Source organism: Psychrobacter sp. PSi21, from assembly GCF_054960615.1.
In genome coordinates this window covers 16449-40700 of the sequence record NZ_JBHNYR010000015.1, presented here as the reverse complement: position 1 = coordinate 40700, position 24252 = coordinate 16449, and the positions used below count along the sequence as shown (strand labels likewise).

Below are 24252 nucleotides of genomic sequence, written 5' to 3'. Positions count from 1 at the left end.
CATGGCAGTCATACATATTGATGGAACCACTGTCGAAGTAGATAGCGCGGACAATTTGCTACAAGCGTGTCTGTCACTTGGCATCGATGTGCCGTATTTTTGTTATCATCCTGCGTTAGGCTCAGTCGGCTCCTGCCGTCAGTGCGCGGTCAAACAATATCAGTCAAAAGAAGACATGGAAGCAGGCAAGGGTCGCTTGGTGATGTCTTGTATGGTTGCACCCAGTAGTGATATGTACATTTCGGTCACCGATGATGAAGCCAAAGCGTTTCGCAAATCGATGGTTGAGCTGCTGATGACCAATCATCCGCATGATTGTCCCACTTGTGAAGAGGGTGGTCATTGCCATTTACAAGACATGACCTATATGTCAGGCCACAACCGCCGCCGCTACCGCTTTACCAAACGAACCCATCACAACCAAGAGTTGGGGCCGTTTATCGCGCATGAGATGAACCGCTGTATCGCTTGCTACCGCTGTGTCCGGTTTTATAAAGACTACGCTGGCGGTGAAGATTTGGGCGTTTATGCATCAAACAACCGCGTGTATTTTGGTCGTGATAAAGATGGTCAGTTTGAAAGCGAATTTTCGGGCAACTTAACTGAAGTGTGCCCAACGGGTGTATTCACCGATAAAACCCACTCCGATCGCTATAATCGTAAATGGGACATGCAATATGCGCCTAGCATCTGTCATGGCTGTTCGGCAGGGTGTAACACCTCACCCGGTGAGCGTTATGGTGAGCTGCGCCGCATCGAAAACCGCTATAACGGTGAGGTTAATCGCTACTTTTTGTGTGACCGTGGTCGCTTTGGTTACGGCTATGTCAACCGTACTGACCGCCCAACACAGGCTTTAGAGCGTATCAATGACAAGCATGTCAAAATCAATATTGACTATGCACTCGATGAAACCATCAAACGTATCAAAGACAAAAAAGTCATCGGTATTGGCTCGCCGCGTGCCAGCCTTGAAACCAACTTTGCACTCAAAAACTTGGTTGGTTTTGAGAACTTTTCAACAGGTCTCAACCACCAACAGCAAGCTTTGGTGCATAAATGTATTGAGGTGCTGAGCACCGAAGGAATGTATAACCCCAGCATGACCGATATCGAAACCCACGATGCGGTACTTGTGCTGGGTGAAGATATCACGCAAACCTCATCGCGTGTGGCGCTGTCTGTACGTCAAGCGGCAAAAAATGAAGGTCTTAAAATGGCGGCGGCATTAAAGACGCAGCCATGGCTTGCCGAACCGGTCAAACGTATTGCCCAAAATGCGCTCAGCCCAGTCTATGTCATTGATGTGGCACAGACCAAGCTTGATGACATCAGCAAGGTGAGTGTCGTGGCCACACCTGAAGACATCACCACGCTGGGCTTTAAGGTCGCTGAAGCAATCAATGCATTGGCAGATGACTTGACCCTGATTACGGACACTGATGCCGAAGATGATGGTAGTGAGCGTGATCCGATGCAGGTACTGGCGCAGCAAATCGCTTACGATTTGATCCAAGCGGACAAACCTTTGGTGATATCAGGCAGCAGCTTATCCTCTATCAGCTTAATCGAAGCCGCTGCACAAATCACGCAGTCACTCACCAGCAAGCGCGCAGCTATCAAAGAAACTGAAAAAGCACAAGTCGAGGCCCACAATGCGCGCGTGCGTGCGGCTGCTGAGCGCGCACAAACCGAGCAGCCAACGGATGATAAAGAGCTGGCCGCCAAACCTGAAAAACCAGATACAGGCACTAATAAAGACGCGCAAGATGACATCAAGCGTGAGCCTGCGGACGCCTTGGACTTAAAACACATCAACGATGACTATCATGCACAAGCGGGTATTTATCTGACCGTTACGGATGCCAATAGCATGGGCGTATGCCTGCTTGGCGGCAAATCGGTTGAGGAGCTACTGGCTACCGATTTTGATGTGGTGGTGGTTGCAGAAAACCAGCTGAGCGATGCCATTGATGAGCACAAATTGACTCAGCTGCTGGCAGACAAAACGGTTGTCGCGCTTGATCATCAGCTGCTCGCATGGCACAAAGATGTTGATTTGGTTTTGCCTGCAGCCAGCTTTGCTGAAGCGGATGGCACCTTGGTCTCGGCAGAAGGACGCGCGCAGCGCTTTTTCCAAGTGTATGACACCAGCTACTATCATCCAATGAGTAGCATCAAGGAAGGCTGGCGCTGGTTGCACGCGATACACAGTAATTTAAACGGCAAGCCTGTCGATTGGACTCAGCTGGATGACGTGATTAATGCACTGATCGCCACCCATCCAAAACTGGCTGCCATCAAACAAGCCGCACCGACAGCTGACTACCGTATTACGGGTTTGAAAATTGCCCGTGAGCCGCGCCGTTACTCAGGCCGTACCGCGATGCGCTCGCAGATTTCGGTGCATGAGCCGATGCAGCCAAAAGATTTGGATACGGGTTTAACCTTCTCTATGGAAGGCTACAGCGGTAATCAAACCCCAAGTTCGATGATTCCGTTTGCCCAATCGGCAGGCTGGAACTCACCGCAAGCGTGGAATAAATACCAAGACAAAGTGGGCGGCCATCTAAAAAATGGTGATGCAGGCATTCGTTTGTTCGACTACATTGAACGCTTAGCCACGCGTCAGTATGTTGCACCGCAAGTCAGCGTGCAGACCACCAATATTGATGAGGGTCAAGCCAAGCTGGTGCCTATTTATAACCTCTATGCCAGCTCTATGATGGCCTCTCGCAGTCCATTAGTGGCTGAGCAGTTGCCAATCCCAGCGTGGCGCATTGGTGTTGATGACGCGCGCGCTTGGGGTATTGCCGCAGGTGATTATCTGGCCATCGATATTGATAAGCAGCACATGACGTTGCCCGTACAGTTGGTGCCGTATTTGGCTGAAGGGTGTATCGGCTATCCTGTCGGTCAAGTGGCGATCACGCATCCGTCATTGCCTGCGTCAGTCCGCAAGGTCGATGCCCCTGTCACCATGACGGGTGCGCTGGCAGCCGATACGCACGCAGACACTCACATTCATCAGACGGCGGCAGCGCCAACCACCACACAGGAAGTGTAATATGCAAATCACCCGTATTATCCCTGATGTGCCAAGTTTTTTGGCCAATAGCTTGACTGCCGATACATGGTCAATCCTATTTATGGTGGGTCAAGCGGTCGTTATCTTTTTGGTGGTCGTGATCGTAGCAGCGTTGATGATTGTCTATGAGCGCCGCATGCTGGCATTATGGCAAGACCGTTATGGGCCAAACCGTGTAGGGCCGTTCGGCTCGCTACAGCTGGTGGCCGATATGCTCAAGATTTTCTTTAAGGAAGACTGGACACCAAACTTTACCGATAAGTTTATGTTCACTTTGGCGCCTGCGGTTGCGATGTTTACCGCACTGGCGTCATTTGCCATCATTCCTGTATCGCCAACCCTTGGGGTGGCGGACTGGGACATTGGTATTCTGTTTTTCTTTGCCATGGCGGGTATTGCGGTATACGCAGTAATGTTCGGTGGCTGGGCCTCAGCAAACAAATTCTCACTACTTGGTGGCCTGCGCTCAGCGGCGCAAACCATCAGTTATGAGGTGTTTTTGGGCTTGTCGTTGATGGGTGTGGTGGCACTGACTGGCTCATTTAACCTACGCGAAATCGTTGAATCACAGATTGATGGCTGGTATATCATTCCCCAGTTTTTAGGGTTTTTAACCTTTGTGGTGGCGGGGGTAGCGGTCACGCACAGACACCCATTTGACCAGCCAGAAGCTGAGCAAGAGCTGGCTGAGGGTTATCATGTCGAATACTCAGGTATGAAATTTGGCATGTTCTTTATTGGTGAGTATGTCAATGTGGTGCTGATTTCAGCATTGATGACTTGTCTGTTTTTTGGCGGCTGGCTGGCACCATTCAACCTTGATATTCCATTTATTCCGCCTGCGTTTTGGTTCATGATTAAGACGCTGTTTTTTATGACCCTATTTATTTTGGCACGTGGCTCGTTGATGCGTCCGCGTTATGATCAGGTGATGAACTTTGGCTGGAAAGTATGCCTGCCCGTGACCTTGATTAACCTATTGGTGACGGCAGCGGTCATCTTGATGATGAGCTAAGCTTGCACTGATATTGTATGTTTGAATCTTGCTTGATAAGCAAATATGCACCTGCTCAGTATTTGGCTACCCATTTAGCATTGCAAAATACGCAAAGGAAAGTTCCATGTTAGCAGCTTTTTTTACGACGATAAAAAAGACCGTCATTGGTATATTTACCATTGTCCGCAGCATGTGGATGGTCAACAGCCACGCGATAAGGCCGCGTGATACCATCCTATACCCTGAACAGCCGGTTCCTGTACCGCCACGGTTTCGCGGACGCATTGTGCTAACACGTGATCCTGATGGTGATGAGCGCTGCGTGGCGTGTAACTTGTGTGCCGTAGCCTGTCCAGTTGGCTGTATCTCGCTGCAAAAAGCAGAGCGTGAGGATGGCCGTTGGTATCCAGAGTTTTTTCGTATTAACTTTTCTCGCTGTATTTTTTGCGGTATGTGTGAAGAGGCCTGCCCGACGACGGCGATTCAGCTGACACCAGATTTTGAGCTGGGCGAATATGTGCGCCAAAATTTGGTTTATGAAAAAGAGCATTTGCTCATCTCAGGGCCGGGTAAGTACCCCAACTATAACTATTATCGCGTAACCGGTATGGCGGTGGCAGATAAACCAAAAGGTTCAGCACAAAATGAAGCTGAACCTGTGGATCTAAGGAGCTTGCTGCCATGATGTCTGTGTTAAACAATCCTGATTTGGTGGGATTTTATGCGCTAGGGGCGGTGGCAATATTTGCCAGCCTGCGCGTGGTTATCCACGCCAACCCTGTCCACGCGATTTTGTCGATGATCGTGTCATTACTTGCTGTTGCAGGGATCTTCTTTATCTTGGGCGCGCCGTTTGCGGGTGCGCTTGAAGTCGTGGTCTATGCAGGGGCGATTTTGGTGCTGTTTGTCTTTGTGATTATGATGCTCAATTTGGGCATGAACAACGAGGCACGCGAAGAGCGCTGGCTGGATGCCAAAACGTGGGCAGTACCTACGGGGCTGACCGTGGTGATCGCTGTTGTGCTGTATGCCATGATCGGTATGAATGGTAATGACGCCGCGATGATTGGCGGTGTCAGCGTGCCTGCAAAAGCAGTGGGTACGGCGCTATTTAGCAAGTACATCATGCTGGTTGAGGTTGCAGCGCTATTACTATTGGCGGCACTGGTTGCGGCGTATCACTTGGGCAAAAAATCTTTGGATGATGAAATCGCCAGCCATGACAGCCAGTCTTTTCACCCGCAAGTGGGCAGCATCAGAGAGTATGATAATGATGATGTGACAGATGGGGTTGAGATGGCCGAGCCATACGAGTATAGAACCGTGGATCCTCATGACTATGTGGGTATGCAGCGCGGCACACGCAAGGAGTCAGACTGATGGTACAAGCAGTGAGCGTGGCACAAGAGGCGGCCAATGTGCCGTTTGCCCACGAGGTGGTTGGCTTTGTACAGCCTGCTGCTGAGGCACAAAACATGCTGGGGGCTATTCCCATGACCCATGGACTGATCTTGGCAGGGATTTTGTTTTCGATCGGGCTGTGCGGGGTGATGGTGCGCCGTAACTTCCTATTTATGCTGATGAGCCTTGAGATTATGATGAATGCGGCAGCGCTGGCATTTGTGGTGGCGGGTAGTCGCTGGGTGGATCCTGACGGACAGATTATGTTTATCTTTATCCTAACCTTAGCTGCTGCCGAAGCGTCGATTGGCCTTGCCATACTATTGCAGTTTTATCATAAGCGTGGGCATCTCGATGTCGACAGCGCCAATGAGATGAAAGGATGATGTCATGAGTGTATTACCATTAACCTTTATATGTCCGCTCATTGGCTTTTTGATTTTAGCCTTTATGCGCGACCGCTTATCACAAAAAGTGGCGGCCATCGTCGGCGTGGGTAGCATGTTGCTATCGGCGCTGTGCGCACTGTTTGTCAGTTTTAATTTTTTGAATACGCAGCCTGCGGGTACGGTGATTGAAATGCCGTTGTGGACGTGGCTGCAGGTGGGCGACTTTGCGCCCAGCTTTGGCCTCAGCTTTGATGGCCTTGCGCTGACGATGACGGGTGTGATTACTGGCATTGGCTTTTTGATCCATTTGTTCGCCGCATGGTACATGAATGGAGAAGACGGCTTTGCGCGCTTTTTTAGCTATATGAATTTGTTTGTTGCCAGCATGCTGCTTTTGGTGTTAGGCGATAACTTATTATTGTTATATCTGGGCTGGGAAGGCGTTGGCGTCTGCTCGTACTTGCTGATTGGCTTTTATTTCCATGAGCGTGCCAATGGCCGCGCGGCGATCAAGGCCTTTACAGTCACGCGGGTGGGCGATGTGTTTTTGGCCTTCGGGTTGTTTTTGTTGTTCCGCGAATTCGGAACACTTAATATCCAAGAGATCATCACGCGCGCGCCAGAGCTGTTCACGGTCAATGACCCAACGATGATGCTGATTACCATGATGCTCGTTGGCGGCGCGATGGGTAAATCCGCACAGTTGCCACTACATACATGGCTGGCCGATGCGATGGCAGGCCCGACGCCAGTCTCGGCGCTGATTCACGCGGCGACGATGGTGACAGCAGGAGTCTATCTGATTGCCCGTATGCATCCGCTGTTTATACTTACTCCAGGGGTGCTGTTGTATTGGGTCGGCGCAGTAGGGGCGTTGACCTTGGTGGTGGCAGGATTTTGTGCCTTGGCGCAAACCGATATCAAGCGTATTTTGGCCTACTCAACCATGAGTCAGATTGGCTATATGTTTTTGGCACTCGGCGTTGGCGCATGGCAAGGGGCGGTTTTTCACTTGATGAGCCATGCATTCTTTAAAGCGCTGTTGTTCTTGTCGTCAGGTGCGGTGATCCTATCGGTGCACCATGAACAAGACATCTTTAAGATGGGTGGTCTGCGCAAAAAGATTCCATTAGTATTTTGGTGCTATGTGATTGGCGGTGGTGCTTTGGCCGCGATTCCTTGGTTGACCGTGGGCTTTTATTCTAAAGAAGCGATTTTGTGGGAAGCCTATGCCACAGGCCATGAGTTCTTATTTTATATGGGTGTGTTTGGGGCGTTCTTAACGGCGCTATATACCTTCCGTATGATCTGGATCATCTTCTTTGGTGAAGAAAAGACGCATGCACACAAGCTTTCAGGGGTGGCGTATTGGCTACCACTGAGCATTTTACTTGTGTTATCAACGGCCGTTGGCGCATGGATCACGCCGCCACTACAAGGGGTGCTGCCTGACAGTATGGGGCATCTGATGGAGCTGGCAGGTGACGCGCATGGCAAGCATACCGCAGAGCTGATTGCGATGGGCGCGATGGGTGCTGGTTTGGTCTTGGCAGTCTTGCTTTATGTCATTGATAAGGGCCGTATGCTACTGCGTTTTAAAGCGTCACGTATTGGCGGCGCGCTGTATCACTGGTGCTATCATGGCCTTGGTTTTGATGCGCTGTATGATTTGATTTTTGTGAAGCCCTTTTTACTTATTGGCCGTTTGGTCAAAGCCGATCCGATCGACAAAACGTGGAATATATTGCCGATGCTGGTATCAGCGGGCAATAAAGCGTTATCTGCGACGCAAACTGGGTCACTTCGAGGTTATGCTGCAAGCTTTGGCTTGGGTATCGCTGTGCTGTTGGTGCTGGTAATGATGACGGTGGTATAAGATGATAGAGTTACAACAAACGTGGATGCTACCAGCATTGATTGCGATTCCGTTTATTGCAGGTCTGCTGTGTTGGTTGGTTGAGCGGGTCAATAAACGTTTGCCGCGCTGGATCGCGCTGATTGGTATGCTGCTCACCTTTGCACTGTCAATGGTGTTGTGGCAGCAAGGCCAGTTTTCTGGCATGAGCGAACAGGTGATTGCGCCGCAGTCTGCTGTGCCGTGGATGGCGGAGTTTAGCGTGCCGTGGATACCAAGTTTTGGTATCAGCTTTCACTTGGCGATGGATGGCATGTCGCTATTGATGATCGCGCTGACAGGGCTCCTTGGTGTGGCAGCAGTGGCATGTTCGTGGAATGAGATTCAGCGCCGTGTTGGTTTTTTTCACCTCAACCTGCTGTGGAGCTTGGGCGGGGTGATTGGAGTCTTTCTCGCCATTGACCTGTTCTTGTTCTTCTTTTTTTGGGAAATGATGTTGGTACCGATCTACTTCTTGATTGCCTTATGGGGTCATGATGTGGTCGGCAAAACCAAAGAGCACGCGGCAACGAAGTTTTTTCTTTATACCCAAGCCTCTGGTTTGATCATGCTGATCGGTATCTTGATGCTGGTGCTGATCAACTATACGACGCGCGGTATCATAAGCTTTAATTACAATGATCTGCTCGGCACGCCACTTGGCGGCTGGGAATATCCCATCATGTTGTGCTTTTTTATTGGCTTTGCGGTTAAGTTGCCGATTGTACCGTTCCATGGCTGGTTACCAGACGCGCACGCGCAGGCACCCACCGCAGGTTCGGTTGATTTGGCGGGGGTACTGATTAAAACCGCCGCTTATGGTTTGATTCGTTTCGTGCTGCCGCTCTTTCCTGCAGCGTCTCAAGATTTTGCCCCGATTGCCATTACTTTAGGTACGATCGGTATCTTTTATGGCGCGTGGTTGGCCTTTATGCAGACTGACATGAAGCGTTTGCTGGCCTATACCAGTATCTCGCATATGGGGTTTGTGGTGTTGGCGATTTATGCAGGTACGCTGCTCAGTTTGCAAGGTTTGATGGTGCAAATGCTGGCACACGGTCTTAGCTCGGCGGCGCTGTTTATTATGGCAGGTCAGCTCTATGAGCGTTTGCATACACGCGATTTGACCTTGATGGGCGGCATGTGGGGACAGTTTCGCTATTATGCGCCCATATTGATGTTCTTCTGCGCCGCTTTGCTGGGCATACCGGGTACGGGCAACTTTATCGGTGAGTTCATGATTTTGCTGGGTGCGTTTGCGCAGTATCCATGGTTTGTGGTGCTCGCGACGTTCAGTTTAGTACTGGCAGGTTTGTACTCCTTGATTTTGATTTACCGCGCGCTATTTGGTGAAAATAACATCAAAGAAGTGGCAATACAGGCAACCAAGCCGCAGGGATTACCCACACCCAAGCTCAAAGATTTGGGCAAGCGTGAGCTGTCCTTGCTGCTGATATTGGCGGCAGGTCTGGTGTGGCTGGGTCTTTATCCACAACCGATACTTGATACCTCAAGTCATGCCATGCAGTGGATCAATAATGCGTATATCTATACTGAAGTCACACAAGTGGATGCATCAAAATTGCTTGATGCCATGGAGGCTCGTTAAGTCATGAATGAATTTATGATGAGTGATTTGATGGGGCTGATGCCTTATGCGCCAACCATTGTGGTGGTGCTGACGATTCTGGTCGTGATGATACTCATCACCGTCAAGCGCGCCCACGCATTAACGGGCATGGTGACGATGGTGGGCTTGAATATCGGCCTGTTAATTTTGGTCGGTCAGATGCTTGGGGTGATCAGTGGCGCGACTATGCTGCCGACGGCCGAGCAGCTGTTTGTGGTGGATAGTTTTGCTCAGTTTAATATGGTGGTGATCTTTGTTTGTGCGCTGGCCTGTTCGACGCTCTCTTATGCCTATTTGACAGGACTTGAAGACAACAAAGACGAGCTGTATTTGCTGCTGCTGCTATCGACTGCTGGCGCCTTGCTGATGGTGAGCGCACAGCATATGGCGGCGTTGTTTATGAGCCTTGAGCTGTTGTCGGTGCCATTGTACGGTCTGCTATCATATACCTATCTGCGTAAACGCTCGCTGGAGTCGGGTCTTAAATATTTGGTGTTGTCCGCGACCGCGTCAGCAACCTTACTGATGGGTATGGCCTTTATTTATGCTGAAGTCGGCTCGCTATCGTTTAAAGTCATCAATACGATGATGAGCACTGTCTTTGAGTCGCCGCTACTCATCTTGGGTGCAGCGCTGATGATGTTTGGTATCGCCTTTAAACTATCAGCGGCACCGTTTCATGCGTGGACGCCTGATGTCTACGAGGGCGCACCTGCGCCGATTGCCACCTATTTGGCGTCCGTTTCTAAAGTCGCCATGATGGCGCTGGCACTCAGACTACTGATTGATACCGCTTTGTTGGCATTGCCGTCAGTACAAATGCTGCTGATGGTGATGGCGACATTGTCTATATTGGTGGGTAACTTATTGGCGGTACGCCAAACCAACCTTAAGCGTCTTTTGGGTTATTCGTCTATCGCTCATATGGGTTATGTGCTGATTATGGTTGCCAGTGCGGGTAGCGCTGCCGCGACGATTGGTAGCATGTATATGGCCGTTTATGCCTTTACCTCAATCGGTGCTTTCGGGGTGGTGACCTTGATGTCCAGTCCTTATCGCAACTCTGGTGAGGCGGATGATTTGATACATTACCAAGGGCTGTTTTGGCGTCGTCCGATTTTGACAGCGGTGATGACCATCATGCTGCTCTCACTGGCTGGTATTCCATTAACGGCTGGCTTTATCACCAAAATGCTGGCGATATTGGCGGCGGTGCAGGTGGGCAGCTGGTTCTTAGCGGCGATGATCGTGGTCGGTAGTGCCATTGGTCTGTTCTATTATTTGCGTGTGATGTTAACCCTGTTCAAGCGACCTAAAGAGTTCGTTGAATTTGATGTGACCAGCCAGTGGGCGATGCGTATGGGCGGTATCATGGTGGTTGCCGTGACCATCGTGGTCATCTATTTTGGTGTATTGCCAAATGGCTTGATTGAGCTTTCAAATATGGCTCGTATTTGGCAGTAGTCCTGATAAGCACTGCCTTGATACGGTAACGTACTGCAAAACAAGATGCGCCAGTTTATGCTAAGCTGGGCGCATCTTTTTTATGTTTCCTATTTTTTAGCTATTTTTGATTGTAGCGACTTTTGATAATACAGACAGGCCATTATGAGTGATAACATCCAAACCGTCACAGTGCTGAGCAAGACCACATGGACGCCCAATTTATTCAGCTTTACCGTTACCCGCCCAGACAGCTTTAAATTTACCGCAGGACAGTTTGTGCGCCTTGGTGTCAACCCCAGCAAGCTCAAATACTACCAAGCGCAAGGGGCAGAAAAGGCTGCGGTCGATGAAGATATCTTTCGCGCATATTCTATCGTGTCGTCACCCTTTGATGAGGTGTTGGCATTTTTTTCTATCGTCATACCTGATGGCGCATTTACCTCGCAGTTGCAGCACTTAGAAGTGGGCGATGAGCTGTTGCTCAACACCATGCCCTTTGGGTTTTTGACCCTAGCGCGTTACCAAGCGCCGCAGCCCAAAGACTTGTGGTTGTTGGCAACGGGCACAGGGTTGGCGCCATTTTTGTCAATGCTACAAGATTTGCAGACATGGCAAGACTATGAGCATATCGTATTGGCCTATAGCGCGCGTAACCTTGAGGAGCTGGCGTACGTCGATACCATCAAGCAGTTGCAAGAAGACTTTGGCGACTTGGTTGATCACCCTGCACAGCTGATCTTTGTACCGATTGTAACGCGAGATACGGTTGAGGGCGCATTGTCTGAGCGCTTGCCTAAGCTGTTATTAGACGGCACATTGCAAAAACAGGTCGGTATCGAGCTTGATGTGGACAGTACCCATGTGATGCTGTGCGGCAATCCGCAAATGGTCGATGACACCAAAGAGGCGCTAAAAAGTCTAGGTCTGGTGATGAACCGCCGCGGTGAAGGCAATATCGCAGTCGAAAACTATTGGTAAATGAGTACTGGTAAGCAGACAAAATAGTCTCGATGATACAACAGCGCCGCCGCAATCAGAGTCAGATTGCGGCGGCGTTGTTTTTTGCTGTCAAATAGCACGTTTGCGCTTATTCTTGGCTGGGTTCGGTGGCGTCATTTACTGGGTTGATTGGCCCTTGCATCAATTCTGGTTCTTGATTATCAGCGTCACTGATGATGTCCTCGCCGCTACTGCCGCCAAGCAGGTCGCGATAGTTGATCTGGGTTTTTAACACCAGTTGTTCTTCTTCAACCTCACCGTAGTTCACTTGTACCTTGTGTAAGGTGCTCATGATTTTTTTGTTTTTCTTAAGCCAGCGGTTGATATCCAAATAGATGATGTCGTCTTTGGCGCGGGCAATGTTGATATAGCTCAATATCACGCCGAGCGGGTCTTTTTTGAGCACGCTATGATAAAACCAAATGGCAAGTTTGATGCCTTGGCGCTTCACAAAAGATTCACAGCGCAAGTTAAGCACATCGGTATAGGTGAGCTGACCAAAGACGAAGCGCTGCACGTTGCGATCAAGCTGAGCGTGGACGAGGCGAAAGTTACTGGCGACCTCGACATAAATACCCGCCACATTGATGGTACAAAACAGGCGAAACCACTCGTCATGCAGCTCAACGCGCAGCTCTAAAATAGAGGCGACATTATCGGTGACAAATTTTTGTAAGGCGTCATTGACGTATTTTTGGGCAACGGGCAGCCGTACCTCATCGTCAAGTCTGTCGGTGGTCTTGCCATACAAACCTTTGACAGTTTGGCTGATCGTGCCCCAAACATCGTTTAATGCGTCATTAAGACGCCAATTGAAAGTATCAGTAAAGTCGTCAACAGGTTCAAAGTCACTCAAACGGATTATCCTTATAGTGGTATGACAATTTATTATTCATATGCAAGTTGTGTGCTTGATAATTCATCAGCTATAAAAAATAGTATATAGCAAAAGCGAAGAGTGACAAACTGACGCCCCTGCTTTGTAGCAAATCTCATAAATAACGCGATGATAAAAGCAGTATTTATTGGCAATGCCGTGATGCCCATACGGATGAATATGGTTCTGGATAATAGCCCATGTTATGATGGCAGCAAAAATAACACAGAGACGCTGTGCATGGTTTGTTACGCTATCTGAGCGACGCAACATGCAGGCGCTGTGTTATAAGCAGTTTGACCGTATGGCGGCTTACATAAGTAGCCTTGCTTTGGGCAGCTTTGGCATTCTACATCACAAATACAGCTATCAATAAAGAGTCGGTATGGAATTTTTAGGTTTTACCATTGATATGGCCGCGTTGACAGATAATGCGGTGTCGTGGTCATTAAAATTGGCATTGGCCATTGTTATCTTTTTCGTCGGACGCTGGCTTGCCAAAAAAGCCACCACTGTGGCCAATGCCCTTATGGTGCGCAGTCATTTGGATGAAACGGTGGCGAGCTTTTTAAGTAGCTTGTTATACGGCGCGCTACTGGTTGTTGTGGTCTTGGCGGCGCTGAATAACGTCGGCGTCCATACCACTTCTGCCGTGGCAATTTTGGGTGGTGCGGCGGTTGCCATTGGTATCTCGCTCAAAGATCAGCTGTCTAACTTTGCTGCTGGTATTGTGATTGTGGTGTTTCGTCCTTTTGTGCGCGGTGATTATGTCCAAATTCAGGGTTATACGGGTACGGTCACCGAGATTACGTTGGTCAATACCCATCTGACCACGATAAACAATCACGCCATTATCATTCCAAACGGTGACATCAGCACCTCAGCGACGACCAACTATACCGCATTGCCCAACCGCCGTGTCGATATCACCATTGGTATCGGCTATGATGCGGATATCAAAACTGCTAAAGAGCTGATGCTGAGCCTCGCCGATAACAATGAGATGGCCTTTAAAGACCCTGCACCGATCATACGCGTGACCAATCTGGGTGATAACTCGGTTGATTTGACTTTGAATGTTTGGACCACCAACGATGATTGGTGGGCGATGCAGTGTGCGCTATTAGAAGAGTTCAAATACGCGCTTGATGACAATCAGATTGAGATTCCATTCCCGCAGCGCAGCTTGCACGTTAAAGGATTGGATACCTTGGTCAGCAGCATGAGCGCAGCCAACAAGCTGCCATCACTCAAGCCAGACGGTGCGCCAGACCTATCTAAGCCCAACAGCAACGATGGTGCAATAGATACGGCGTCGGCAAGTGAGGGTGATCAGGGCGACCAAAACAACAGCCGCTAGTCATTTGGCGCTACCTGCCTAGCGTAGTCAATAAGCCCCGTCATACCTGATAAGGACACGCAAGTGCTGGCTTGCGCGTCTTTGTTATGATTCGGGCGTGATATATGGGTTGGGCAAGTCATGCTGCGCTAAGATATCAATCTCAAAGCTTTCCATCTGCGCTTGCTGTGCTTGGCCAAGCATATGGTCAAACCCCAATAAATGCAGCACGCCATGAACGAGGAGGTGGCTTAGATGCTGGGCAATGCTCTTATCCTGTTCGGCAGCTTCGCGTGCGACCACGTCATGACAGATAATCAACTCACCCAGCGGCACTTCTGGCATCAGCTCAATCAGTGATGCTGGCAAGTCGCTTGGGTAGGATAGGATATTGGTCGCATAGTCCTTACTGCGCGCTTCTAAGTTAAGCGCCTTTCCCTCATTGCTGTCGGTGATGTAGATGTCTAGGCTTTTGGGCTTTTGTTGCCATACACTGGGCTCACTATCTGCAAAATAGGGCAAAGTTACGCCATCTGCCATTTGCTGCTGCATATAAGTGAGCATGGTATCCAGTAACGGCTGAAATAATGCTTCGCGATAAAAAGTGTCTATCACCGCATCATCGATGGTCTCAATGGCACTGATGGTGATTTCGTGACTGGCGTGATGTTCGGCGGGGTGCTCGGTAGGTATGGTCATCAGGGTATCCTCAGGCGGCGATAGAAAATAGAGTCATTGTGGTCATTATATGAAATTGTAGACGGCAAAAACAAAAAAACTGGATTCGCGATCCAGTTTTTTATTTATAACAATAGTCAGGCTACAGTAAAGAGGGTAGTTTAATACGCCAGTTAAAGCGCAGACGCGGCGTTGCTGATGGCCTGTTTGCGCTCTTGCTCTGCAATACGCTCTTGTTTGCGTTTCTCTTTGATGATTTCTTGCTCACCATCAAAGACATCATACGCCTCGACGATTTTTTGTACCAACTGATGGCGTACCACGTCTTTTGAGTCAAATTTAGTGATGTGAATCTCGTCGATACCGCTTAAGATATCCAGCGCTTGTGCAAGGCCTGATTTGTGACCACGCGGCAAATCAACCTGTGTGATGTCACCTGTGATGACCGCCCGTGAGCCAAAGCCTAAGCGGGTTAAGAACATTTTCATTTGTTCAGGCGTGGTGTTCTGTGCTTCATCTAAGATCACAAACGAGTTGTTGAGCGTGCGACCGCGCATGTAGGCGAGGGGTGCAACTTCGATGATTTGGCGCTCGAGCATTTTTCCTACTTTCTCAAATCCAAACATCTCATAAAGCGCGTCATACAATGGGCGCAAATACGGATCAATCTTTTGGGTCAAATCACCGGGCAAGAAGCCCAGTTTTTCGCCTGCTTCGACCGCAGGACGCACCAACAAAATACGCTCAATCTCATTGCGCTCCATCATATCAACGGCGCACGCCACGGCCAGATAGGTTTTACCCGTACCTGCAGGGCCAATACCAAAGGACACATCAGAAGTCAGTACGTTTTTAACATAACGCTGCTGATTGCCGCCGCGCGGAATGATGCGGCCTTTGCGTGTGCGCAAGCTGATTGGCGTATAGTCATTGGGATCGTCTTGGTGGTCCGTATCATCGTCCTTAGCAGGCGCGGCTTCATCATCTTCGGTGTCTTGATCGCGTGCGATAGACGATTGGATAATTAAGTGCAGCTCTTCTGGGCTGATGTCTTTGCTGTTTTGTGCTTCGTCAGCCAGTTTGTACAAAATACGCTCACCGCGTTCAACGGCGGTAAGGTCGCCACTTAGGATAAAATCTCCTTGGCGCTGGCTGATTTTGATGTCGAGTCGGTCTTGTAAGTATTTAATATGGTTATTGTATTCGCCAAGCACCGTTTTGAGTTGGGCAGGCGTGAGGGATTCGAATGTTACATGGCGGCTCATAGAGTCAGTCAAGCGATTATCCTTGTATTCGTTGCCTAAACTTATCGGTTCGCAGTCAGTTGCTGTCGCTACCGATATCAGTGGCTGTCTATATAAAGTGGTCAGCAAAACTTATTGCCGTTCATTGCAGTGCGCAAGGTAGCGGTAAAGAGGATTGTTGTTGTTAATATAATTACGGTGTCGCGCACTCTATTTATTATGGTTGATAGTTTTTAAATTTCAAGCCATGCGCGGAGCTTGTGGCCTCAGTTTTTGTATGCCGATTGCAACTGCTGGCTGGTGTATGCCAATAAACGCAGTAAAGCGACTACCAACACCGAAAAATCAGGCCAAGAGCACAGAATAAGGCCACGGCAACAGTCATGATTTGTGGTAATCTATTGGCGATGATGACGGCAAAAAGCGCTATAAAAGTAGGCTAAAATGATATGAAAAAAGACATGCTAAAATAGCAATCACATAGTGATAATCAACCAGCAAGCGAGTCCAATTTATCCCTTTGTCTTTTGTTACCGCTGGTTATCAATACCATGCCAGCAGGAGGCCGTACCTGTCACGCGCTAAAGCCCATCATATAATATACGTACATCAATAATAATAGGAACGCACCATGCAACCAACAGAGCCACAGGCCGATCATACTGCTACTGATGACCAACCAGCCGCACAAACCACACCGATCAGCGCGACACAAACGCAAGACAAGCATGTGCTGATCGCGGGCGGTGGTCATGTGGGATTGTCCTTTGCCTTGCTACTGGCTCATCATGGCATGGCCAGTACCTTGCTCGAAAAAAGCAAATATCCCGCCATCAGCCCCAATGACGACCACAACCGCAGCCACTATCTAGACAGTCGCAATACGGCTTTGTCGCGGCGCACGGTACAGATTTATCAAGAAATTGGATTATGGCCTGCACTGCAAAGCCACGCCTGCCGCATTGATGCCGTACAGATCAGCGAGCAGGGCAGCTTTGGCACCGCCCAGCTTAACAAAGCTGATGAGCAGGTTGAGTCTTTTGGTCAAGTGATGGAAAACGCGTGGCTGGGACGCAAGCTGTTACTCGCGGCGCAAGCAGAGCCATTGATCACTTTGATTGACAACGCTACGGTGATGGATACCGAGCAGCAATTGACGTCAGGTACGCAGCCAGGCGTTACCATTAGCTTTCGCAACAATGATAGCAATGACAACAACAATGAAAATACTGTTCAGCAGATCAAAGGCAGTCTGTTGGTCGCTTGTGATGGCCGCGACTCTACCGTGCGTCAGTTGCTCGATATCGATACCAGCACTTATGATTATCAACAAACGGCCATCGTCGGTGTGGTGCAGACCGACCAGCCGCATGAGCACACGGCCATTGAGCGCTTTAGTCCTGCAGGCCCATTGGCGCTATTGCCACTGACCGATCCTGATGGCGATGGCAACGCCGATTATCAAACGGGTTATCGCCGCTCTGTGGTTTGGATTTGCCCTAAAGGTGAAGAGGGGCGTTATTTAGAAGACGATGCCCATTTTTTACAGACCTTACAAACGGCATTTGGCGCGCGGGCAGGTACCTTTGTGCAAGCAGGTCGCCGCGGCGCTTATCCATTGACCCGAGTGCTCGCGGACACCCAAGTAATCGGTCGCTGCGTCATCATGGGTAATGCCGCGCACACCTTGCATCCTGTCGCAGGTCAAGGCTTTAATCTGTGTATGCGTGACGCGCACGTATTGGCCAACATGATCAGTGGTCATGCGGCGCATGGCGGTGATATCGGCAACCCGCAGCTGTTAGAGCGTTATGAGCGTGCCCGCAAAATGGATCAAAAACGCGTCATTCGTTTTTGTGATGCCGTGGTGCATGGGTTTACCCATCCCAATCCTGTGGTCAAGCTGATGCGCAATGCTGCCCTTGTGGCTTTTGATAAGCTGCCCAACGTCAAGCCATTGGTCGCCAACTATGCGATGGGTCTAAAGTCATAACCTCACTCGGCGTTTATGAGCAGGTGAGCAGATTATTACCAGTTATCACCATTGGTACGATACATCATGCAGCGTACGGTAATATCAGCGTACCGATACGCCAACGAAAGGATATTTTATGAAACACAATCACACGCTTATCATCGGTGGCGGTATCGTCGGTGCCACCTTGGCGCTCAAACTAGCGCAGCAAAAGCTGCCAGTGACGCTGGTCGATGCCCGTCCATCGCTTAGTTATGATGACTGGGCGCGCAAACTTGGCAAGCGTGATGCGCGTGTCTATGCGCTCAGCCTTGCTAGTATTAACTTGCTCACAGAGGTGGGCGCATGGCAGTCCATCAGTCGCTCACAGCGCAAAGCCGACTACGTGCAAATGCAGGTGTGGCAACGCGATGGTATGGGAGAGCTGCTGTTTGGTGAACACAGCGCCGCCACAGATCATGATGCTGACAACACGCCAGCGCCGATACTGGGCAGCATGGTCGAGCCTGCGGTGATTGAGCATGCGCTGTGGCAGCGCTTGCAATCTGAAGAGGTCAGTGATTATTTAACCGTGATCAGTGGTCAAAAAGTCGTGCAGATGGACTGGTTGGGTGCTGAGCGCGGCTACCGTATACAGCTGGATGATGACACGACGATAGAGGCCACCTTGTTGGTCGGTGCCGACGGTCGCGGCTCTTTTGTACGCAAACAGGCAGGCATTGCACTCGACACCTTGGACTATAAACAAACGGCGATTTGCTGCGCTATCCAAACCGCTAAGCCGCATCAAGCCACTGCGCGTCAAGCCATGCTACCGACAGGTACGCTGGCATTACTGCCACTTGCTGACATCACGGACGAGGACAAAGCCCGCCCGCAGCACTGGCAATCTATCGTCTGGACGCTACCACGCAACCAAGCATTGGCGCTGATAGAGGAAACGCAGCGCACGATTGCCGATCAGCTGGCTGCTGCTTGTGGTTATGAGCTGGGTGAGATTGCACAGATTGAGTCCATTGCTAGCTTCCCACTCGGAGCGCAGCAAGCCAAAAGTTACGTGGCGGACAATCTGGTGTTGATTGGCGATGCGGCGCATGGCGTACATCCTTTGGCAGGGCAGGGGCTGAATCTGGGGATGCTCGATGTGCAGGATCTCAGCGCTCAGTTGCTACGTGACTACACGCGCAGTGGTCAGACGCTATGGGGCACAGGCCAGACTCTGCGCACTTATGAGCGCACCCGCCGTCCGCACAACAGTATGATGATGCACAGTTTTTCGGCATTGAACTGGCTGTTTGCTGGCAGCTTGGCGCAGCTGCGTCCTGTGCAGCAGATACGCAGCGAGGGCATGTACCGTGTGGGTAAAATCAAACCGCTTATGCGCTTATTTACCAAAAAAGCCAGCGGCTTATAACCTCCGATGAATCCTCGATTTTCATAAGGCGAGAGCAGACCCCTATGCGTATCCCCAAATATTGGGCACAGTACCAGCAGCGTTTTGAGCGAGCAGCGACGCCAGACAATGTATCAAGACAGGCCACCATCAAGCGCTATGGCTGGTCGGACAGCAGTCAAGCAGAGGCCGAAGCCCATGCCAAAGCGCGCGTGATCGAAGCGCATGAGCGCTGGCAAGCCGGTGCGGACATTTTGCGCCGTGAGCGTGATGAGCAGTATAACGAAAGCAACAGCATTCCGATTCGTGAGCCGATACTGCTTGAGCAAACGTGGCAAGGTCAACCGACACAAGGTAGCACGCCCCACACCGACAGTCAGGGCGATACGCAGCTGATCGTTACGCGCAACCGCTACGGCGCGCAGGTCGCTAACGTGAATAATATTGCCATTATTGATGTGGATCATGACCAGTTGTTGCAGCACAACTATCCTGAGCATTACCATAGCCAAGGTTTTAAAACCAAATGGCTCATGGATGAGCCTATCCCCTTTGCCAAAGTAAAAATCTGGGTTTTTGTCTTGATTTCCATCATTGCCGCCAGCGCCATTGCGTGGTATCAGTTGTCGTGGCTGTGGTTGCTGGTCATCATGATCGGTGCAACCGCGTATCTGTGGCAGCAAGCGAGTGCTAGAGATAAGTTGCAAGCAAAAAAGCATGCTGCCGAACGTGCTTCACAGGCGCAAATACAAGCTGACGCGTTGGCCTCACTGTCTCCTTTTATAACCGACGTGATCAAACAGCGCGTAACCAGTCACCCACACGAATCTTTTCGCTTATATGAGACGCCAGCAGGGTTTCGTATCATTGCCACGCATGCCACCGCTGCACCTAGTGATGATGCCGTCGCGGCGTGGTTTGAGCAGTTTCATGCCGACCGCAATTATGTGCGTCTATGCCGTGTCCAGCAGTGTTTTCGCGCGCGACTGACCGCTAAGCCGTGGCGTATGGCAGAGGTGACCCAAACAGGTGAGCTGGCAAAAGACATTCCCGCCAAAGCCTTATGGTTTGCAAACGACAGCAAGGATACAGAGGTCGACAACCCAGCGCGTGTAACGTGGACTACCGCCTACGATACGTTTGCGACACATTACCGCGCGTGCCGTTATGTCACTACCATTCGCGGTGCGGATGCCAACACAGACATGCCTGAAGCGATTCATGCGTTTTTCGAGTGGCATGACAAGGCGTGTCAGGTGCAGACAGACTTGCCACTGGCATAGATGCATAAACACCGTGAGCATTGACATTAAGACAGTGTTAAAATAATGTTGGCTAATATTGTCTTAATGATGTGAGCATTATGAAAATTTTGCATGTGGTCAGTTCAATAGCAGTAGCAACTTTGCTTACTGGCTGCCAAACGTCACCAACGATACCATCCCCGCCAACGCCGATACCTCAGCATGATAATAGGGTGACGCTAAAAGCAGATAGGGATTCCGATGGCGACGGCGCATTATGGTGACCAAAGACCTTTAACGCCGCCCGATGCAAGCGACGAGGAGAGCAAACTTGATCAAAGAGTAGATGCGGATATGGCGTTTGATGATCGCTGTCCTAGACCAACAAATTGAAGTGATTAGGTAGCGACCCTTTTATAAAAAACAAGGCGGCTCAAATGAACCTCTCTAACTGTCGTGTGGTGGCTATATTTTTTCTGAGCAGTCTGAGCCTTCTGGGCTGTCAAACGATGACACCACCAACACCTTCCAGCACTGACAATATGCAAACGCTTAATGACAATCAGCTCGGTATTATTAATGATATCGATGTCACGGACTCAGATGGGGATGGGGTTGCGGATGATGTTGATGAGTGTCAAGAAACGCCGCCACATAGGGTCGTTGACAGTCAAGGATGCATCGTGATTATCGAAGGTGGCACAGCACTTGAGATGTCGTTTGTCAATTTTTTTGCGCCAATGAGCAGCCAGCTTTCTAATATTGACAGTCGTGACCTTGCGAAAATAGACGCATCACTCAATGATCACCCCAAAGCGAGCGTGTTTATTTTCGGTCATAGCGCTACCAATGAACATCAGGTAGCGACAATGACCCGCGCTGGTGGCGACTCCTTAGCACGTGATCGAGCACAGGTGCTCAAAAATAAACTGGTATTGACGCATGATATCGCACCTGAACGTATTCGTACTTATGACTGCGGCAACAGATACTTGGTGACAGACAACGACTTTACCGCGCCTTATTTTATGGCATTAGGCATTGATACTATCGAGGCAAAACAGCGGCGTGTTATATTAATGGCAAGTGATGAAGTACATGACTTGCACAATCTTAAATATAAATCTGCCGAGCAGTTATACGGTGAGTATGCACGCCAGTGTGATTGGTTTGAGTAGTATTTGTTTAAATAGCAACTGTATAAGCAAGGAACACTAAAGACCTGTTATTTCACTGTTACCTCACCAGCCAAACGCTGATGGCCAGTGCGTCAGTGAAGGCATGTACCACGTCGGTAAAGTCAAGCATTGATGCGCCTGTTTGCGAAGCAGGCGAGTGGAATATAAGTGTCTATAATTTTTATTAAATAATAAGAATATTTCGATGAAGCATATTTTAATTGATTATGAGAACATTCAGCCGAAAAACTTCGATGGCATAGAGACAGATGATTGTCATATATGGTTGTTTTTGGGTATTAATCAGCAGAAGAGCCTACCACTTGAATTATGTGAAGCCTTGCTCAGGTTTGATAATAAAAAAATCCATCTTATTAAGATGCAGCATGCAGGAAAAAACGCTCTAGATTTTTATTTATCATTTTATTTGGGTAAAATTTCTGAAATTGATCTTAATGCTGATGTTTGTATTTTAGCAAGAGACAGTGGTTATGATGTTTTGGTAGAGCATCTTAATAGTGCTTATAATAGTATGAATATCGTGCGGTTAGAAAATACTACTCAGCTAACTATGGCTTATACAGCACATGAAAATATTGAATCAGATATAGCAGAAAGCCAACTCATCATCAATGATGATCAAGAGGTTAGGTGTGATAGTATCGATACTACAGTAGTAGGCTGCCAAATATCTCTGGCTCAAAGTATTGAAGATAGCGTGCCTAAAGCAATTATACATGAATGTTATGTATTCGTTTTTGATAGTATCGTTAATCGTAAAGTATTTTTACCGAGTTATAAATCTAACCTGTTATATTCGATGAAGAAATATGTTCCAGTGACAGTATTAAAGAGGTTTAATAGTGCTGAGCAAGATTACATTATTGAACAGGTTTTTAATAAATTTGTTAAAGCAGGTCTCATGAGACTTGATGGAAATGCCGAAAAATTAATTTATAAAATAGACAGCCAAGGAATATTGGATTTAGTTGCTGATCAGGTTTTACGAAATAAGGCGAAAGAGATTGATGGATTGAATAATGTAATTAAGCAAAAGCTTACTATTTATCGCCAAGAAAATAACCAAGAACAAGTCGATTTAGTTGTGATATATCTTAAAAATAAGGGCTTAATAAAGCAAAATGATCAAGTGATCTCTTATCCACCCTTCGATGATGTAAAAATAAATGCTAGTAAAGCGGTACATGATAATAATGATAAGCAAAATTCCCCTGCTACAGTATATCAACGTGCAATAGCGCTGATAAAAAGTAGGTCTGCAGGGACTCGACCGTCCAAAAAATCAAGTTTATTAAATTATCTAAAAAGTCATCTGCGCAATGAAGATCCCAAAGTCATTGATAATATCGTCAAACAGATGATTAATAATAAGGTGATTGTAATATCAAATGCGAACAAGCTGAGCTACCACTTATAACTCACTCAGCCAAACGCCGCAAACACCACCATCAGCACAGGCGAGACGATGTTAATGATAAAGCCAAAGCTGATGGCGAGCGGCACCACGGTTAAGCCGCCTGATTGTTGAATGACGGGTAGGGTAAAATCCAAACTGGTCGCACCGCCCAATCCTACAGCTGCCGAGGGATGCTGGCGCATCACCAGTGGAATAAACAGCAGCGCAAAAAACTCACGTATCAAGTCGTTAAACAGCGCCACACTGCCCCAGACTGCGCCATACGCATCGGTCATCACAATCGCGGAAAGCGAGTACCACCCAAACCCCGATGCCAGCGCCAACCCCTGCGTCCAAGACACTTCGCTAAAGAGCATGGCAAAGCCAAGACCACCGACCAGCACCGATAGGGTAAAAATCACGCTGATTTCCACGCCGCGGCGGTTAAGCATCACTTCTTTTAGTGTGATGCCTGAGCCTTTTAGCCCAATGCCAACGAGCAGGATCAGCAGCATCAGCATTGCGGTCATGGCATTTTCTGGCGGCAGATAGGCAGCAGGCAAAAAATGACCGATGACAAAACCAATCACCACGCATATCACTTGTATTAAGCTACCACGGATACTGATGCGGTGCTGATTGCCCTTTGCTTGTGTGTTTTTGGCTTGCCACGGCTTGAGCTTATCAAACCAGAGTAAGGCCAGCAGCCCTGTACCTACGGTCAAGACCGACAATACCGCTACATACAAAGCAATATCGCCCACCTGACTGCCAAGGCCATGCACCTGTGACAGCTCGATACCGATCAGGGTCAAAATCAAAAATACCAGATATGACAGCGCCTTGTCCGCCATCTTTGCCATACGCGGCGTGACAGGAATTGCAAAGCCAATAAATAAAGGAAAGAGGACAAGTATTAAGGTGATCAGGCTTTGCATGGGACAGGCTCGCAACTGGCGCAAACCGACGATTGTAGCACACTGGATGCCAGATACTGCCCGCGACAGGCAACATTTGTGCCTGTGCAGTCACGTGTTCATTTAGCTGACTTAATCGTTTACCT

Annotated in this window: 19 protein-coding genes; 15 read left to right on the top strand and 4 right to left on the bottom strand. The window is 49.0% G+C overall.

The window, feature by feature from the left end; translation table 11 throughout:
• Position 1: 1 nt before the first annotated feature.
• The 9 genes from nuoG to ACFI32_RS10930 all read left to right on the top strand — a co-directional run bounded on the left by nuoG (position 2) and on the right by ACFI32_RS10930 (position 11823).
• The gene (gene nuoG / locus ACFI32_RS10970; protein ID WP_462626628.1) at positions 2-3067 is read left to right on the top strand and encodes an NADH-quinone oxidoreductase subunit NuoG; all 3066 of its coding nucleotides are present in this window, start codon (positions 2-4) and stop codon (positions 3065-3067) included.
• 1 nt (position 3068) lies between these two features.
• A complete protein-coding gene (gene nuoH, locus ACFI32_RS10965; RefSeq protein ID WP_462626627.1) occupies positions 3069-4103 on the top strand; it encodes an NADH-quinone oxidoreductase subunit NuoH in 1035 nt (344 codons plus the stop codon).
• A 106-nt stretch (positions 4104-4209) separates the two neighbouring features.
• The gene (gene nuoI, locus ACFI32_RS10960; RefSeq protein ID WP_462626626.1) at positions 4210-4770 is read left to right on the top strand and encodes an NADH-quinone oxidoreductase subunit NuoI; all 561 of its coding nucleotides are present in this window, start codon (positions 4210-4212) and stop codon (positions 4768-4770) included.
• Positions 4767-5465 (top strand): NADH-quinone oxidoreductase subunit J, encoded by a 699-nt coding sequence (nuoJ, locus tag ACFI32_RS10955; RefSeq protein WP_462626625.1) that lies wholly within the window; start codon positions 4767-4769, stop codon positions 5463-5465. The genes nuoI and nuoJ overlap by 4 nt, the downstream gene beginning before the upstream one ends.
• Before the next feature lie 98 nt (positions 5466-5563).
• Positions 5564-5872 (top strand): NADH-quinone oxidoreductase subunit NuoK, encoded by a 309-nt coding sequence (nuoK, locus tag ACFI32_RS10950; protein WP_462626664.1) that lies wholly within the window; start codon positions 5564-5566, stop codon positions 5870-5872.
• Between the two features lie 4 nt (positions 5873-5876).
• Positions 5877-7751 carry an NADH-quinone oxidoreductase subunit L gene (nuoL, locus tag ACFI32_RS10945; protein ID WP_462626624.1) on the top strand — a complete coding sequence of 625 codons (1875 nt, stop codon included), beginning with the start codon at positions 5877-5879 and terminating at the stop codon, positions 7749-7751.
• A 1-nt stretch (position 7752) separates the two neighbouring features.
• Complete coding sequence (nuoM, locus tag ACFI32_RS10940; RefSeq protein ID WP_462626623.1) at positions 7753-9378, top strand: NADH-quinone oxidoreductase subunit M; 1626 nt, start codon at positions 7753-7755, stop codon at positions 9376-9378.
• Positions 9379-9381: 3 nt separating this feature from the next.
• Entirely contained in the window at positions 9382-10863 is a 1482-nt protein-coding gene (locus ACFI32_RS10935) for an NADH-quinone oxidoreductase subunit N (RefSeq protein ID WP_462626622.1), read from the top strand.
• A gap of 141 nt (positions 10864-11004) precedes the next feature.
• A complete protein-coding gene (locus ACFI32_RS10930; RefSeq protein ID WP_462626663.1) occupies positions 11005-11823 on the top strand; it encodes a ferredoxin--NADP reductase in 819 nt (272 codons plus the stop codon).
• 109 nt (positions 11824-11932) lie between these two features.
• Here ACFI32_RS10930 and ACFI32_RS10925 read toward each other — a convergent pair whose 3' ends face one another.
• On the bottom strand, positions 11933-12700 hold the full coding sequence (locus ACFI32_RS10925) for a hypothetical protein (protein ID WP_462626621.1): 768 nt from the start codon (positions 12698-12700) through the stop codon (positions 11933-11935).
• A 406-nt stretch (positions 12701-13106) separates the two neighbouring features.
• Here ACFI32_RS10925 and ACFI32_RS10920 point away from each other — a divergent pair, with 406 nt between their 5' ends.
• Positions 13107-14081, top strand: a complete 975-nt coding sequence (locus tag ACFI32_RS10920; protein WP_462626620.1) for a mechanosensitive ion channel family protein — start codon at positions 13107-13109, stop codon at positions 14079-14081.
• An 84-nt stretch (positions 14082-14165) separates the two neighbouring features.
• Here ACFI32_RS10920 and ybeY read toward each other — a convergent pair whose 3' ends face one another.
• The gene (gene ybeY / locus ACFI32_RS10915; RefSeq protein ID WP_462626619.1) at positions 14166-14759 is read right to left on the bottom strand and encodes an rRNA maturation RNase YbeY; all 594 of its coding nucleotides are present in this window, start codon (positions 14757-14759) and stop codon (positions 14166-14168) included.
• 152 nt (positions 14760-14911) lie between these two features.
• Positions 14912-16015, bottom strand: coding sequence for a PhoH family protein (locus ACFI32_RS10910; protein WP_462626618.1), 1104 nt, complete (start codon positions 16013-16015; stop codon positions 14912-14914).
• Positions 16016-16613: 598 nt separating this feature from the next.
• Between ACFI32_RS10910 and ACFI32_RS10905 the strand changes: the two genes are divergently transcribed.
• The 5 genes from ACFI32_RS10905 (at position 16614) to ACFI32_RS10885 (ending at position 23210) form a co-directional block, all read left to right on the top strand.
• Complete coding sequence (locus ACFI32_RS10905; RefSeq protein ID WP_462626617.1) at positions 16614-17975, top strand: FAD-dependent monooxygenase; 1362 nt, start codon at positions 16614-16616, stop codon at positions 17973-17975.
• Between the two features lie 118 nt (positions 17976-18093).
• Positions 18094-19371 (top strand): FAD-dependent oxidoreductase, encoded by a 1278-nt coding sequence (locus ACFI32_RS10900; protein WP_462626616.1) that lies wholly within the window; start codon positions 18094-18096, stop codon positions 19369-19371.
• 44 nt (positions 19372-19415) lie between these two features.
• On the top strand, positions 19416-20633 hold the full coding sequence (locus ACFI32_RS10895; RefSeq protein WP_462626615.1) for a hypothetical protein: 1218 nt from the start codon (positions 19416-19418) through the stop codon (positions 20631-20633).
• Between the two features lie 398 nt (positions 20634-21031).
• Positions 21032-21772: an OmpA family protein gene (locus ACFI32_RS10890; RefSeq protein ID WP_462626614.1), complete on the top strand. Its 741-nt coding sequence runs from the start codon at positions 21032-21034 to the stop codon at positions 21770-21772.
• A gap of 205 nt (positions 21773-21977) precedes the next feature.
• Positions 21978-23210: a PIN domain-containing protein gene (locus ACFI32_RS10885; protein WP_462626613.1), complete on the top strand. Its 1233-nt coding sequence runs from the start codon at positions 21978-21980 to the stop codon at positions 23208-23210.
• Positions 23211-23215: 5 nt separating this feature from the next.
• Here the strand turns inward: ACFI32_RS10885 and ACFI32_RS10880 are convergent, their stop codons facing one another.
• On the bottom strand, positions 23216-24127 hold the full coding sequence (locus tag ACFI32_RS10880; RefSeq protein ID WP_462626612.1) for a LysO family transporter: 912 nt from the start codon (positions 24125-24127) through the stop codon (positions 23216-23218).
• Positions 24128-24252 lie beyond the last annotated feature (125 nt).

Bases quoted from the DNA above. Each gene is read 5' to 3' on its own strand.
- nuoG (WP_462626628.1), top strand. From the start codon at position 2: ATGGCAGTCATACATATTGATGGAACCACTGTCGAAGTAGATAGCGCG.
- nuoH (WP_462626627.1), top strand. From the start codon at position 3,069: ATGCAAATCACCCGTATTATCCCTGATGTGCCAAGTTTTTTGGCCAAT.
- nuoI (WP_462626626.1), top strand. From the start codon at position 4,210: ATGTTAGCAGCTTTTTTTACGACGATAAAAAAGACCGTCATTGGTATA.
- nuoJ (WP_462626625.1), top strand. From the start codon at position 4,767: ATGATGTCTGTGTTAAACAATCCTGATTTGGTGGGATTTTATGCGCTA.
- nuoL (WP_462626624.1), top strand. From the start codon at position 5,877: ATGAGTGTATTACCATTAACCTTTATATGTCCGCTCATTGGCTTTTTG.
- nuoM (WP_462626623.1), top strand. From the start codon at position 7,753: ATGATAGAGTTACAACAAACGTGGATGCTACCAGCATTGATTGCGATT.
- ACFI32_RS10935 (WP_462626622.1), top strand. From the start codon at position 9,382: ATGAATGAATTTATGATGAGTGATTTGATGGGGCTGATGCCTTATGCG.
- ACFI32_RS10920 (WP_462626620.1), top strand. From the start codon at position 13,107: ATGGAATTTTTAGGTTTTACCATTGATATGGCCGCGTTGACAGATAAT.
- ybeY (WP_462626619.1), bottom strand. From the start codon at position 14,759: ATGACCATACCTACCGAGCACCCCGCCGAACATCACGCCAGTCACGAA.
- ACFI32_RS10905 (WP_462626617.1), top strand. From the start codon at position 16,614: ATGCAACCAACAGAGCCACAGGCCGATCATACTGCTACTGATGACCAA.
- ACFI32_RS10900 (WP_462626616.1), top strand. From the start codon at position 18,094: ATGAAACACAATCACACGCTTATCATCGGTGGCGGTATCGTCGGTGCC.
- ACFI32_RS10895 (WP_462626615.1), top strand. From the start codon at position 19,416: ATGCGTATCCCCAAATATTGGGCACAGTACCAGCAGCGTTTTGAGCGA.
- ACFI32_RS10890 (WP_462626614.1), top strand. From the start codon at position 21,032: ATGAACCTCTCTAACTGTCGTGTGGTGGCTATATTTTTTCTGAGCAGT.
- ACFI32_RS10885 (WP_462626613.1), top strand. From the start codon at position 21,978: ATGAAGCATATTTTAATTGATTATGAGAACATTCAGCCGAAAAACTTC.
- ACFI32_RS10880 (WP_462626612.1), bottom strand. From the start codon at position 24,127: ATGCAAAGCCTGATCACCTTAATACTTGTCCTCTTTCCTTTATTTATT.